Annotated in this window: 13 protein-coding genes; 6 read left to right on the forward strand and 7 right to left on the reverse strand. The window is 57.5% G+C overall.

Annotated features, from left to right (window positions below; translation table 11 throughout):
- Window positions 1-32: 32 nt before the first annotated feature.
- The 3 genes from ACU4F7_RS01700 to ACU4F7_RS01710 are packed head-to-tail and all read right to left on the reverse strand — an operon-like array spanning window position 33 to window position 1,662.
- The gene (locus tag ACU4F7_RS01700; protein WP_152977148.1) at window positions 33-497 is read right to left on the reverse strand and encodes an acyltransferase; all 465 of its coding nucleotides are present in this window, start codon (window positions 495-497) and stop codon (window positions 33-35) included.
- Entirely contained in the window at window positions 490-1,014 is a 525-nt protein-coding gene (locus ACU4F7_RS01705) for a GNAT family N-acetyltransferase (protein WP_035888592.1), read from the reverse strand. Before ACU4F7_RS01705 ends, ACU4F7_RS01700 begins: the two co-directional genes overlap by 8 nt.
- Window positions 1,015-1,662, reverse strand: a complete 648-nt coding sequence (locus ACU4F7_RS01710; protein WP_481637908.1) for an aspartate/glutamate racemase family protein — start codon at window positions 1,660-1,662, stop codon at window positions 1,015-1,017.
- A 149-nt stretch (window positions 1,663-1,811) separates the two neighbouring features.
- Between ACU4F7_RS01710 and psiE the strand changes: the two genes are divergently transcribed.
- The gene (psiE, locus tag ACU4F7_RS01715) at window positions 1,812-2,225 is read left to right on the forward strand and encodes a phosphate-starvation-inducible protein PsiE (RefSeq protein WP_029593170.1); all 414 of its coding nucleotides are present in this window, start codon (window positions 1,812-1,814) and stop codon (window positions 2,223-2,225) included.
- An 87-nt stretch (window positions 2,226-2,312) separates the two neighbouring features.
- Here psiE and malG read toward each other — a convergent pair whose 3' ends face one another.
- The 3 genes from malG to malE all read right to left on the reverse strand — a co-directional run bounded on the left by malG (window position 2,313) and on the right by malE (window position 6,052).
- Entirely contained in the window at window positions 2,313-3,203 is an 891-nt protein-coding gene (gene malG, locus ACU4F7_RS01720; protein WP_029593169.1) for a maltose ABC transporter permease MalG, read from the reverse strand.
- Window positions 3,204-3,215: 12 nt separating this feature from the next.
- Window positions 3,216-4,760, reverse strand: a complete 1,545-nt coding sequence (malF, locus tag ACU4F7_RS01725; protein WP_029593168.1) for a maltose ABC transporter permease MalF — start codon at window positions 4,758-4,760, stop codon at window positions 3,216-3,218.
- Between the two features lie 101 nt (window positions 4,761-4,861).
- Window positions 4,862-6,052 carry a maltose/maltodextrin ABC transporter substrate-binding protein MalE gene (malE, locus tag ACU4F7_RS01730; RefSeq protein ID WP_029593167.1) on the reverse strand — a complete coding sequence of 397 codons (1,191 nt, stop codon included), beginning with the start codon at window positions 6,050-6,052 and terminating at the stop codon, window positions 4,862-4,864.
- A gap of 369 nt (window positions 6,053-6,421) precedes the next feature.
- On the opposite strand from malE, the gene malK reads away from it, so the two are divergent.
- From malK to ubiA, 5 genes are all read left to right on the forward strand, one after another.
- Window positions 6,422-7,531: a maltose/maltodextrin ABC transporter ATP-binding protein MalK gene (gene malK, locus ACU4F7_RS01735; RefSeq protein WP_024557321.1), complete on the forward strand. Its 1,110-nt coding sequence runs from the start codon at window positions 6,422-6,424 to the stop codon at window positions 7,529-7,531.
- Between the two features lie 43 nt (window positions 7,532-7,574).
- Window positions 7,575-8,891, forward strand: a complete 1,317-nt coding sequence (locus ACU4F7_RS01740) for a maltoporin (RefSeq protein ID WP_024557320.1) — start codon at window positions 7,575-7,577, stop codon at window positions 8,889-8,891.
- A 126-nt stretch (window positions 8,892-9,017) separates the two neighbouring features.
- Window positions 9,018-10,007: a maltose operon protein MalM gene (gene malM, locus ACU4F7_RS01745; protein ID WP_188724418.1), complete on the forward strand. Its 990-nt coding sequence runs from the start codon at window positions 9,018-9,020 to the stop codon at window positions 10,005-10,007.
- Between the two features lie 178 nt (window positions 10,008-10,185).
- Window positions 10,186-10,683 (forward strand): chorismate lyase, encoded by a 498-nt coding sequence (ubiC, locus tag ACU4F7_RS01750; protein WP_029593165.1) that lies wholly within the window; start codon window positions 10,186-10,188, stop codon window positions 10,681-10,683.
- An 11-nt stretch (window positions 10,684-10,694) separates the two neighbouring features.
- Window positions 10,695-11,567: a 4-hydroxybenzoate octaprenyltransferase gene (ubiA, locus tag ACU4F7_RS01755; RefSeq protein ID WP_029593164.1), complete on the forward strand. Its 873-nt coding sequence runs from the start codon at window positions 10,695-10,697 to the stop codon at window positions 11,565-11,567.
- Window positions 11,568-11,612: 45 nt separating this feature from the next.
- Here ubiA and plsB read toward each other — a convergent pair whose 3' ends face one another.
- On the reverse strand, window positions 11,613-14,039 hold the full coding sequence (plsB, locus tag ACU4F7_RS01760) for a glycerol-3-phosphate 1-O-acyltransferase PlsB (RefSeq protein ID WP_024557316.1): 2,427 nt from the start codon (window positions 14,037-14,039) through the stop codon (window positions 11,613-11,615).
- Between the last annotated feature and the right edge of the window lie 52 nt (window positions 14,040-14,091).

Consider the following 14,091-nt stretch of genomic DNA (forward strand, 5'->3'; position numbering starts at 1 on the left):
CCCTGGAAGCGGGCTGGGTGAGGGTAGCAACGTTACAGCCGACGCAAAAGCCGCGCCGGGTTGCCGGCGTAGACCCCTTTCTCGGTAATCGAACGGGTCACCACGCTGCCTGCGCCGATGACCGCGCCGTCGCATATGGAAACGGCGAGAATGGTGGCGCCGCTGCCAATCGACACGTTATCGCCAATCACGATTTTCCCCCAGCTTTCGCGGTCCGGGTTGGGTTTGCCTTCGCGAAACATATCGTTGGCGAACATTACCCCATGGCCGATAAAGCAATTTTCGCCAATCGTGACCGACTCGCAAATAAAGGCATGCGACTGAACGCGGGTGTTGCGGCCAATGCGCGTGCGGCTTTGGATCTCGACAAACGGCCCGATGAATACCCCGTCCTCCAGCTCGCAGCCGTAAAGGTTGGCGGGCTCGTAAATCACCACGTCGCGGCCCACGGTGACATTTTTTACGCCGACGCGGCGGCGCGTCGGCTCCTCAGGCATGTTCATCAAGCGCTTTCCCCATAACAAACAGCACGCTCTGCTGCGTGGCGCTGCTGAATATCGTCTGCGTGAGCATTTTCATTCCCCGGGCGTCATAAAAACGGCGCGCTCCCGCGTTCGCCTCCAGCACCTCCAGCCACAGCCAGCGCTCATTCTCTGCCCGCGCTTCGCGCAGAATAGCCTGCCAGAACTGCTCGCCGTAGCCTTTGCCCGTCTCGCCCGGCATCAGGTAAAGCTTGTGCAGCAGAGCGCCGGTAGAAGTTTGCTCCGGCACAGGTTTTCGCCAGGCTATCTTTGCGAAGCCTGCCGGGCGCTCCGCATGGGCAATCAGCCAGCGGGTGTCGGCAGCGCTCAGGCTTTGCTGCAGCGCCGCTACGCTATATTCCGCGGCGATAAAATCATTGAGCTCTTCTTCGCGGCGCCATAAGTGCGCGAAATGATGACGATAGGTACAAGACCCCATTTCGCTCAGCAGCGGGGCGTCATCAACCGTAGCATGGCGAAACGTCAGGTGCATTTACGCCTCCGTGCCGAAAATAGCCTGCAGGCGCGTCCACTCCCGGCGCAGCGCGCTGTGTGGGCTGGTCAGCACCTTCGGGTGTGGAAGCAGGTTTTTCGCGCCCGCCATCGAAGCCTGCGCCAGCGCCACGCAACCCGCCCCTTCATCAAGCGCCTGCTGCGCCCGCTCGGCTATCAGCGCGAAGTACTCCGTCATCTGGCCAGCCTTAAACGTATCCCACGCGTGCGGGATAAGCTCTACCGCCAGCGGCGCCTTCGGCGCTACCGCGCGAAACAGCGCGGCGGTGGGTTTAATGGTGGTGGGCGCGGCGCACAGCACCACGATAGGCTCTCCCGCTTTGGCGGCTTCCTGCGCCAGCGCGAGGTCGACACGCACAATGCCCGGGTCCTGCGCCAGGTAGTTGGCCGCAGAACCCAGCGTGGAGCAGGTGAGCAGCACCACATCGGCGTCGGTACGCAGCTCCGCCAGGGCGGCGATGGTCTCTTTCTCGATTTCCGGCGTCATGCCGCCTGCCGCTTCCGCCTGGGCGAGCAGATGCGCCATCACCTGATGTTTTAACGTGCCTTCGGGAATATGCAGGTCCCGCGCCGCTTGCTCAAAAACTTCAACGTTGCTTTGCGCCGTATGCAGACAGGCAATTTTCATTGTTTTCCCTTTTGAAAGAATGAATAACAAAACCTCTAACTGTGGTAGAGCGAGGCGACCTGTGCAAAAGATAAACAAAAAATATGGATCCATGTCACATTTTTCACGTATAACAGCCTCGGGAACGCAGATTATGAGGTGCAGTTATGATGTTCATCTCTTCGCGCGCACGGGTAGAGCTTATCTCTACCATCCTCCAGACGGTGCTTAACCTGGGGCTGATGAGCCTTGGTCTTATCCTGGTGATTTTCCTTGGCAAGGAGACGCTGCACCTTGCCGATGTGCTCTTTTCACCCAACGAGCAGGCCAGCAAATATGAGCTGGTGGAAGGGCTGGTGGTCTACTTCCTCTACTTTGAGTTTATTGCGCTGATCGTGAAATATTTCCAGTCCGGCTTTCACTTTCCGCTGCGCTATTTCGTCTATATCGGCATTACCGCTATCGTGCGGTTGATTATCGTCGACCATAAATCGCCCATGGACGTGCTGGTTTACTCCGGCGCGATTTTGCTGCTGGTGCTGGCCCTGTGGCTGTGTAATTCAAAGCGCCTGAAGCGCGAATAAAAATGGCGGCCCGGGGGCCGCCGAAAATAGAAAACAAGTCAGGGATAAGACTGAGGGTTACAGTGGCACTACGTTGATGAAAGCAAATTAACCTTTTACGCCTCCCGCCGTCAGGCCGCTGACCAGCCAGCGCTGCGCCAGCAGGAAGACCACGGTGATGGGAATGGCGGAAAGTACCGCCGCCGCCGCGAAGTCGCCCCACAGGTAGTTTTGCGGGTTGAGGTACTGCTGCATCCCTACCGCCAGCGTGTAGCTGTTCACATCACGCAGCAGCAGCGAGGCGACCGGCACTTCGGTAATGGCGGCGATAAACGACAGAATAAACACCACCGCAAGGATGGGCACCGAGAGCGGCAACAGCACCAGGCGGAAGGCCTGCCAGGGCGTCGCGCCATCCAGCGCCGCCGCTTCTTCCAGCGACCCGTCGATGGTTTCGAAATAGCCTTTTATCGTCCAGACGTGCAGCGCGATGCCGCCAAGGTAGGCGAAGATCACCCCGCCATGGGTGTTCAGGCCGATAAACGGAACGTACTGACCGAGCCTGTCGAACAACGCATAGAGCGCCACCAGCGACAGCACTGCCGGAAACATCTGGAAAATCAACATTCCTTTGAGCAACGCCGATTTCCCGGCGAAGCGCATGCGGGCGAACGCATAGGCGCAGGTGGTAGAGAGCGCCACGATGCCGACTGCCGTAATGCCCGCGATCTTCACCGAGTTCCACAGCCACAGCAGCACCGGGAAGGGCGGCGGCAGCACGCGGCCGTCGGCGTGCGTTACGCTAAAGCCGAGCGCCAGTTTCCAGTGTTCCCAGGAAATCTGTTCAGGGATCAAACTGCCGGTGGCGAAGTTACCGGGGCGCAGCGAAATAGCGATAACCATCAGCAGCGGAAACATAATGGCGGCGATAAACGCCAGCAGCAGCAAATGCGTGACCAGCAGGCGCAGCTTCTGGGATTTCGGTTGAACCATAGCCATGTGTCGTCCTCCTTAATCGAACTTAATGCGCGTGGCTTTGAGGTTAACAATCGCGAGCGCGCCCACCAGCAGGAAAATCAGCGTGGCGATGGCGGCTGCGAGGCCGAAGTCCTGACCGCCGCCGCCTTCAAAGGCGATGCGGTAGGTGTAGCTCACCAGCAGGTCGGTGTAGCCGGCGGGCGTGGTCGTGCCAAGACGGTCCGGGCCACCGTTGGTTAACAGCAAAATGAGCACGAAGTTATTAAAGTTAAAGGCGAAACTCGCGATCATCAGCGGCGTGAGCGGCTTAATCAGCAGCGGCAACGTGATTTTAAAGAAGTTCTGGAACGGACCGGCGCCGTCCATCGCCGAGGCTTCATAGAGATCGTCCGGGATAGCCTTCAGCAGCCCCATGCAGAGGATCATCATGTACGGATAGCCAAGCCAGGTGTTGACGATGATTATCATGGTGCGCGCGGTGGTCGGGTCGGTAAACCAGGCGGGCTTAATGCCAAACAGCGCGTTCAGCATCATGTTTATCTCGCCAAAGCTTTGGTTAAACAGGCCCTTGAAGATAAGAATGGAGATAAACGACGGCACGGCGTAGGGCAAAATCAGCAGCAGGCGGTAAACCGCTTTGCCTTTCAGCGCCTCCCATTGCACCAGGCAGGCCAGCACCATACCGACGGCGACGGTCAGCAGCACGGTCAGCGTCGAGAACACCACCGTCCAGACGAAGATGGCGAAGAAGGGCTGCTGGATGCCTTCATCGGTAAAGACGCGCAGGAAGTTATCCCAGCCGATAGTCACGGTATAGCCGGGGCTGAGCTTTTCGCCATCCCAGTTGCCGTCGGCGTTAATGGCCTGATAGAAGCCGATATCGTTATTCGGGCGGTACTTCACGCCGCTCTGGTTGTTGATGAGCGTGCCGTCTTTAGCCTGCGTATAAAGCGGCCGGGTGCCGGAGAACTGGCGCAGCGAGCTCATCACCAGCTGGCTGTCGTCCGGCAGCACGGCGGTTATCTGGTTCAGCGCCTGGCGGTTCTGGGTGATAACGCGAAGCGTGGCGCGTTCGCCTGGCGGCAGCGCCTGCGCTTCTTTCATTGTAAGCTTCTGCTCGCCGCCAAAACTGAAGGCGTCGGAGAGATAATGTTTGCCGCTTTCGCCGTCGGTTAACGCCAGCTGCCATTTGTCCCCCTGCGGATAAAGACCGAAGTTAAGGCTTTTCCCCGCCTGGTATTTGCGATCCATCAACACTTCCCGGGCGCGCTCCTGAGTGAGCTGGTTGGTGCTGCTGTAGTTGGTGAAAGCGATGGCGATAGTGCAGACCAGCGGAAAGAGGACAAACAGCCCCATTCCGGCGAAGCCCGGGTAAACATAACGCCACGCGTAGGCGCGGCGATTGGCGAAGATATAGAGGCCAGCGGAACTTAACACCAGCGTCATGATGGCGAACAGGTACTCCCCCTGGGCGTACATCAATACCACAAGATAGGCCACCAGCAGGCCGAGCAGCGCGACAATCGCCCATTTCAGCGCATCGCTTTGCCACCAGTGGGTCTTTTTAACAACATCCATGGGGTTCTTCCTCAACTGCAATGAATACTTGTGTTGCCTGAGCGACGGCGCGCCGCCGTCATTAAAGGGCGGGCGGACAACGCGCCGCCCGCCGGGGTTAATTACTTAGCGACACGGCTCTGCGCGTCTTTCAGCGCCGCGTCGACGGTCTGGCGACCGCTTACTGCGTTAATAACCGCTGTGCGCACGGCATACCAGAAGGCGGACATCTGCGGCACGTTAGGCATGATTTCGCCGTTTTCGGCGTTTTTCATGGTGGCGGCGATGCGCGGATCTTTCTCAAGCTTCGTCTGGAAAGATTTCAGCGCCACGGCGCCAAGCGGTTTGTCCTTGTTCACCTGGTCGAGACCTTCATCGGTCAGCAGGTAGTTTTCCAGGAACTCTTTCGCCAGTTCTTTGTTGGGGCTGGCGGCGTTGATGCCAGCGCTCAGTACGCCGACGAACGGTTTGGACGGCTTGCCTTTAAAGGTCGGCAGCACGGCTACGCCGTAGTTCACCTTGCTCTTGTCGATATTGGTCCATGCCCACGGGCCGTTGATGGTCATCGCGGTTTCGCCTTTATTGAAGGCCGCTTCAGCGATGGAGTAATCCGTATCCGCGTTCATGTTTTTGTTTTTGATCATGTCGACCAGGAAGTTCAGGCCCGCTTTGGCGCCCGCGCTGTCCACGCCCACATCTTTCACGTCATATTTGCCGTCGGCGAATTTAAAGGCGTAACCGCCATCGGCAGCGATGAGTGGCCAGGTGAAGTAGGGTTCCTGCAGGTTGAACATCAGCGCGCTCTTGCCTTTCGCTTTCAGCTCTTTATCCAGCGCCGGGATCTCTTCCCAGGTTTTTGGCGGGTTCGGCACCAGGTCTTTGTTGTAAATCAGCGACAGAGATTCCACCGCCACCGGGTAAGCGATGATTTTGCCGTTGTAGCGCACGGCGTCCCAGGCGAACGGCACGATTTTGTCCTGGAAGGCTTTATCGGGGCTGACTTCCGCCAGCAGGCCGGACTGCGCGTAGCCGCCGAAGCGGTCATGAGCCCAGAAGATAATGTCCGGACCGTCGCCCGTGGCGGCAACCTGCGGGTATTTCTCTTCCAGCTTATCCGGGTGCTCCACCGTCACCTTGATGCCGGTGTCCTTTTCAAACTTCTTACCGACTTCGGCCAGGCCGTTATAGCCTTTATCGCCGTTGATCCAGATGACCAGTTTGCCTTCTTCAATTTTGGCGAGTGCAGAGGCGGAGAACAGCATCGTCGTTAATGCGGAAAGTGCGAGGATGCGTGCGCCGGTTTTAATTTTCATAACTCCCATCCTTTTTGAGGGTTTGCGCGTGGATACACGTAATGGCTTTACCTGTACCAGTCTGGGCATCTGACAAGCGCTTCTCATCCTCCTTTGCTCTACGCCCCACCCCCTCAGAGTGTGATCGCCATTCCATAAACGCGGGTTATGTGGCGCAGCGCACGTAAATGCGCCTCGTTTTTTGAAGGCTTCATCACGAAAATCCCCGCCAGCCGCGGCCTGGCGTGGCAGAGGCGAGCGGCTCATCCTCCCGCCTCCTCCCCCATAAAAAAGCCTGGGGGTGGAGGATTTCCGCGCTTTGTGGATCCCGCATAGTCACGGCATCCTGGCTGTTTTCAGTGAAAAGTTTGAGGTTAAAGGGAGAGAGGGATGGCAAGCGTTCAGCTGCGCAATGTAACTAAATCCTGGGGCGAGGTCGTGGTGTCGCGAGACATCAACCTGGATATCGCCGAAGGGGAGTTCGTGGTATTTGTCGGGCCTTCCGGCTGCGGCAAATCAACGCTGCTGCGCATGATTGCCGGGCTGGAGACCATCACCAGCGGCGACCTGCATATCGGACAAAAACGCATGAACGACGTGCCGCCTTCCGAGCGCGGCGTGGGCATGGTGTTCCAGTCTTATGCGCTCTATCCCCATCTCTCCGTTGCTGAAAACATGTCCTTTGGCCTGAAGCTCGCAGGGGTAAAGAAAGACGCCATTAATCAGCAGGTGACGCAGGTCGCGGAAGTGCTGCAGCTCGCGCACCTGCTGGACAGACGTCCGAAAGCGCTTTCCGGCGGCCAACGCCAGCGCGTAGCGATTGGCCGTACGCTGGTGGCGGAGCCGAGCGTTTTCCTGCTCGACGAACCGCTTTCTAACCTCGATGCCGCGCTGCGCGTGCAGATGCGCATTGAGATCTCCCGCCTGCACAAGCGACTTGGCCGCACGATGATTTACGTCACCCACGACCAGGTGGAAGCGATGACGCTTGCCGACAAAATCGTGGTGCTCGACGCCGGGCGCGTCGCCCAGGTGGGCAAGCCGCTTGAGCTTTATCACTACCCGGCGGACCGCTTCGTCGCGGGCTTTATCGGGTCGCCGAAAATGAACTTCCTGCCGGTAAAAGTGACCGCCACCGCCATCGATCAGGTGCAGGTAGAGCTGCCGAACCGCCAGCATGTCTGGCTGCCGGTGGACAGCGAAGGCGTGAACGTGGGCGCCAATATGTCTCTTGGCATCCGCCCGGAACACTTGCTGCCGAGCGATATCGCCGACGTCACTCTCGAAGGCGAAGTGCAGGTGGTCGAACAGCTCGGCCATGAGACTCAGATACATATCCAGATCCCGGCTTTGCGTCAGAACCTGGTTTACCGCCAGAACGACGTGGTGCTGGTACAAGAGGGTGCCACATTCGCTATCGGCTTACCGCCGGAGCGCTGCCATCTGTTCCGAGAAGATGGCACCGCCTGCCGTCGGCTGCACAAAGAGCCGGGCGTTTAAGCATTCCCGATTACAAAGAAAAGCAATGATCTCAGGAGATAGAATGATGATTACTCTGCGCAAACTCCCCGTGGCGGTGGCCGTCATGGCAGGCATCTTGTCTGCTCAGGCAGGCGCTGTCGATTTCAAAGGTTATGCTCGTTCCGGCATCGGCTGGACGGGTAGTGGCGGCGAACAACAGTGTTTTCAGGCGACTGGTGCTGATGCTAAATACCGTTTGGGTAACGAATGTGAGACCTATGCGGAAATTAAGTTAGGTCAGGAAGTCTGGAAAGAAGGCGACAAGAGCTTCTACTTTGACTCAAATATTGGTTACAGAACTAATCAGCTAAACGACTTTGAAAATACCGATACGCCTGCTGTCCGCGAATTTAACGTTGTAGGTAAGAACCTGATCGACGCTCTGCCTGGCGCCAATATCTGGGCAGGTAAGCGCTTCTACCAGCGTCATGACGTACACATGATCGACTTCTACTACTGGGATATTTCTGGCCCGGGCGCGGGTCTGGAAAACATTGATGTCGGTATCGGTAAACTCTCTCTGGCTGCGACCCGCTCAAGCGAACAGGGCGGTTCTTCAGCCTTTGGCGACCGCGATGCTAATGGGGTGCGGACCTATAACAACGAAGTACCAAACGACGTTTTTGACGTACGTTTAGCAGGGCTGGAAACCAACCCGAACGGTGTATTGGAGTTAGGCGTTGATTACGGTCACACCAATATTCCGGATGATTATTACCTGGCTCCAGGCGCAACCAAAGATGGCTGGATGTTTACAGGTGAGCATACTCAGACTATCGGCACCGGCTTTAACAAGTTTGTGCTCCAGTACGCGACCGACTCTATGATTTCCCAGGGCAAAGGCCAGGCTCGCGGCGGCTCTGTGGATAATGACGGCAGCCTGATCCGTGTCCTTGACCACGGTTCAATCTCACTGGGCGATCGTTGGGACATGATGTATGTCGCTATGTACCAGGATATCGATCGTGACAACAATCGCGGTAACACTTGGTGGACCGTGGGTATCCGTCCAATGTTCAAATGGACGCCGATCATGAGCACCCTGCTGGAAGTGGGCTACGACAATGTGAAATCTCAGCAGGTTGATGAGCATAACGACCAGTACAAAATCACCCTGGCCCAGCAATGGCAGGCAGGCGACAGCATCTGGTCCCGTCCGGCTATCCGCGTATTCGCAACTTACGCCAAGTGGGACGAGAACTGGGGTTATGTTAAAGCGTCTAACGGATCCACGACTTCTGAGGCCGTTACCTCTGGTACTTTCACCCAGTTTGGTAACAGCAGCCGTGGCGACAGCGATGAGTGGAGCTTCGGCGCTCAGATGGAAATCTGGTGGTAATCCGCATCATCTTAGCTGTACCAGAGAGGGGCGAAAGCCCCTCTTTACCCTCACAAGTTAAGTTATTCAGGATGCGGCGCGCTATTGCCTGGCTACCGTCGCATTCGTTCAAATAAGGTTATAACAATGAAAATGAAAAAAAGTCTTGTCGCGCTCTGCCTGAGCGCAGGGTTGCTCGCCTGCGCGCCGATTGTCAGCTTCGCTGATGTAAATATAGTGCCGCAAAATACTTCCGCCGCGCCTGCAATCCCGGCTTCGGCATTACAGCAAATTGTCTGGACGCCGGTCGCCCAATCACAAACGCAGACTACGCAAGTTGCCACCGCCGGCCAAACGCTGAACGTGCCGGGGATTAGCGGCAAAGTCGTGGCTTACAGCGTGCCGGCAAACATCGGCGAACTGAATATTACGTTGACCAGCCTTGGCGAAAAGCAACGATCTATTTTTGCGCCAAACCTGCTGGTATTAGATCAGAATCTCACGCCTGCCGCCTATTTCCCAAGCAGCTATTTCGCTTATAAAGAGCCGGGCGCCGTTTCTGAAGACCGTCTTGAAGGCACCGTTAAGCTGATGCCGGCGCTGGGTCAGCAAAAACTTTATCTGCTGGTTTTCACCACGCCGCAAGATTTACAGAAGACCACGACGATGACCAACGCAGCTAAAGCCTATGCCAAAGGCGTGGGCAACGCGGTGCCCGATATCGCGGACCCGGTTGCGCGTCATACTACTGACGGTACGTTGAAGCTGAAAGTGAGCACTAACTCCGCCTCCAGCATCCTGGTTGGCCCGCTGTTTGGCTCTTCCAGCCAGGCTTCTGTCACCGTGGGCAATACTGCCGCGCCTGCAACGGCGTATGCTGCGCCAGCGCCTGCCGCCGCGCCAGCACCTGCTACCGCTTACGCCGCGCCCGCTCCGGCGCCTGCCGCAGCCCCTGCGCCTGGCGCGAAGAGCGAGCCGGTGCTGAACGATACCGAAACCTATTTTAATCAGGCCATTAAGCAAGCGGTCGCCAAAGGGGATGTCGACAAGGCCCTGAAACTGCTGAATGAAGCCGAGCGTCTGGGTTCTACCTCCGCCCGTCAAACTTTTATCAGCAGTGTAAAAGGCAAGGGGTGACCGTCTCCCCGCATTGCTGATGCTTGCAAGACCTGGTGCGCTTCGGCGCACCTTTTTTATTTTCTCCGCCGCGTTGTTGCACCCCTGTTGCGTTTTTGATCGCCAAAAACGGTTTGCCCGCCACCTCTGCGCCTTTCTGCGCTACAATGCCCCGTCAAACAGCCCCGGAGAATGATGCATGTCCCACCCCGCGCTGATGCAGCTTCGCGCGTTGTCTTTTACAACCGATACCGCCTCCCTGGATGAGAACCTGCTCGACTGGCTGATGCTGGAAGATTCCATGACTAAACGCTTTGAACAACACTGCAAGCGCGTAAGCGTGGATTTGTTATTTGAAGGTTTTGTCAGCCCGCAGGAGATTGCGGCGGAGCGCGAGTGGCTGCCGCTGGAAGAGACCTACTGGCTGCGTGAAATTGTGCTCTGCGGCGACGGCGAACCCTGGCTTGTTGGGCGCACCGTGGTGCCGCAGTCTACACTCAATGGACCCGAATTAGCCTTACAGAATATGGGGACTACGCCGCTGGGTCGCTACCTGTTTACCTCATCGACCCTGACCCGGGATTTTATCCATCCGGGCCGCAGCGGCGAGCTGTGGGGGCGCCGTTCCCGGCTGCGCCTTTCCGGCAAACCGCTGTTACTGACTGAACTGTTTTTGCCTGCATCGCCATTGTATTAAGAGGAAGAGAAATGGAGTGGAGTCTGACGCAGAATAAGCTGCTCGCTTATCATCGCCTGATGCGTACCGACAAACCGATTGGCGCCTTGCTGCTGCTGTGGCCGACCCTGTGGGCGTTATGGGTGGCGACGCCCGGCGTACCGCCGCTGTGGATCCTGGCGGTGTTTGTGGCGGGCGTCTGGCTGATGCGCGCCGCGGGATGCGTGGTCAACGATTATGCCGATCGTAAATTTGACGGTCACGTAAAGCGCACGGCAAACCGACCGCTGCCGAGCGGCGCGGTAACGGAGAGAGAAGCGAAAAACCTGTTTGTGGTGCTGGTGCTTATCTCCTTCGCGCTGGTGCTGACGCTCAACCTGATGACCATCCTGCTCTCTGTCGCCGCGCTGGCGCTGGCGTGGATGTATCCTTTTATGAAGCGCTACACGCATCTGCCGCAGGTGGTGCTGGGCGCGGCGTTCGGCTGGTCTATTCCGATGGCTTTTGCCGCCGTGAGCGAAACCGTGCCGCTTAGCTGCTGGCTGATGTTTCTCGCGAATATCTGCTGGGCTGTGGCCTATGACACCGAGTACGCCATGGTCGATCGTGATGACGATGTGAAGATAGGGGTGAAATCCACCGCTATTCTGTTTGGTCAGTACGATAAATTGATTATTGGTCTGTTGCAGATAGCCGTACTGGCGCTGATGACCGCGATTGGTTGGTTGAATGGCCTGGGCGGTGCATTTTACGCTTCCGTGGCGGTGGCGGGCGTGCTGTTTGTTTATCAGCAGAAGATCATTGCCGGTCGCGATCGCGACGCCTGTTTTAAGGCGTTTCTCAATAATAACTACGTAGGCCTGGCGCTGTTTGTGGGGCTGGCGGTGAGTTATTTACGATTCTGACAGGCGAGGCGTGAAATAAAAAAAGGCGGGTTTCCCCGCCTTTTTTTATTCGCCAGCCTGTGCGGCGGCGCTCTCAATCGTTAACCGTACGTCGGAAGTCATCAACTCCGCCAGCAGCTGGTAAACCTTCATGGTTTCCGCCGGCTCGGCATCGCCGGTATCGCTGATGTAGCCTTCGTCACGCAGCGTCAACACCAGCGTGGAGAACACGGCTTTGTCGAAAAACTCCGGCGCGTTGATACCGTGCAGCACCGACAGACGCTGGGCCACGGTGCGGCTCTCTTTTTCAAGCGTGCCGCGGTTGATAGAGGGGTTAGCGCTCAGCAGCCAGAAGGTAATCGCATAGCGTTGCAGCGTCTCGCGCACGCCCGCCGCCAGCAATTGCATGGTGCGTGAACGCGCCGGGTTGAGCTGCACTTCCGCCGCTTCTTCGACAATCAGCCCCTGGCGCGCCATTTCCGCGACCAGCGCATCGGTCACCGCCTGCACTTCCGTTGTCTCCCAACGCAGGAACAGCTCCGCCTTGAGAAGCGGGTAGAGCACTTCTACCTGACGCTGCAACGCTTCACGGCTGATACGGCGGTGTTGGGTGATAATCGCCGCCAGCAGCGAAGGCAGCACCAGCATGTGCATGATGTTATTACGGTAATAGGTCATCAACACCGCCTGCTCGCGCGGCAGAATGATGATATCGCCGATGGTGTCTTTCTCTACCTCGAACTTGTTCATCTGCAGCGCGTGATCGATAAGCGCGCTGGCGCTGGCGTCCGGGACGGTGGAGTCGCCGGAATAAGGCACGTTGCGCAGCAGATCAAGGTAGCATTCCAGCTGTTCAGTAAGCTGCTCGCGGGTCAGCGAGCGCTGGCGGGAAGCGAGCAGGGCGGTGCAGCAAAGGTTCATGGCGTTGGCCGCCCCGGCGTTGTTGATTCGCACCATCAGCTTCGCGGCGATATCGTTAACCGTGGGGGTAAGCCAGGCCGGGCGCACCGCCTCGATCGGGTCGATAGCGTCGCGCCATTCCGGCACGCGCTGGTTAAGGTAGGTCATCAACGGCATTGGCTCGCCGAAGTTAACGTACCCCTGGCCCAGATTACGAAGCTTGCTTAAGCCACGAAGCATCTGCAGCAGGTTCTCTTTCTCTTTCGTGGCGCCGCGCAGTTCTTTGGCGTAAGTGCCCACTTCCATGACATGCTCGTAGCCGATGTAAATCGGCACCAGCGTAATGGGACGAGAGCCGCCGCGCAGCATCGCCTGGATAGTCATCGACAGGGTGCCGGTTTTCGGATCCAGCAGACGGCCGGTGCGCGAGCGCCCGCCTTCCACAAAGTACTCTACCGAATAGCCGCGGCTGAACAGCTCGCCCAGGTATTCACGAAAGACGGTGGAGTAGAGCTTATTGCCTTTAAAGGTGCGGCGGATAAAGAACGCCCCAAGGCGGCGGAAAATCGGCCCCGCTGGCCAGAAGTTAAGGTTAATGCCGGCGGCGATATGCGGCGGCACCAGACCCTGGTGATAAAGCACGTAGGAGAGCAGCAGATAGTCCATATGGCTGCGGTGGCAGGGCACATAGACGATTTCGTGACCGTCATGGGCCAGCTGGCGCACGCGTTCGGCGTTATGAACATTAATGCCCTGATAAAGCCGGTTCCAGGTAAAGCCCAGAATACGATCGGAGACGCGAATCATCTCATAAGAGAAATTGGCGGCGATCTCTTCCATCAGCGCCACCGCGTTCTGCTGCGCTTTTTCGTGGGAGATTTTCTTGGTGCGCGCTTCGTCTTCGACCGCGCGAGCGATGGCTTTTGAGGCCAGCAGCTTATTGAACAGATCCTGGCGCGCCGGCAGACGCGGGCCTACCGCCGCCAGACGCTGGCGGGCGAAATGCATGCGCGCCACGCGGGCAAGCTTCTGCGCGATGGTTTTATCGGTGCCGTGCTCTGTCGCCATGCGGCGCAGGGATACCGGCTGCGAGAAGCGAACAAAGCTATCGCGGCCAAGCCAGGAGATAGCGAAAAACTTTTGTACGCCGTTAAGCAGGCGCAGCGGCGGGTTTTCTTCGCCTTTCTCACGCCCCGGCGCGCGGCCGAACATCACCGATACCGGCACCATCTGCACGTCGAGACCGGCATTGCTGCGATGCAGATCCAGGTACTCGTGAAACAGCTTGATGGACTCTTCTTTCGGCGTGTACCAGGTGAAAACGCGCGGGCCGCCGTGAATAAAGATGTAGCGGGGCAATTGCGTGCCATCGATTTCCAGCGGTTCTAACGGGTCCGGTAAATCGTGGGCCAGACACTGGGCGCGCAGCGTTAACAAATCCGCTTTGGAGTTGTACGGCAAGACGTACATGATGGGACGAGAGGTATCAAGCCCCAGCTCGGCGCAAGGATCCGCCGGAATAGACTTGCTTTTTACCAGCATACTTAATGGTAAATTCAGTAATTTGTAGTACATTCGTGGCCAACCGGACATAAACGATGTAAAGCCTCTGGTTAATAATGCAATGGCGCCGTCAGAATAGCAG

The sequence above is a fragment of the Franconibacter pulveris genome (genome assembly GCF_056780215.1).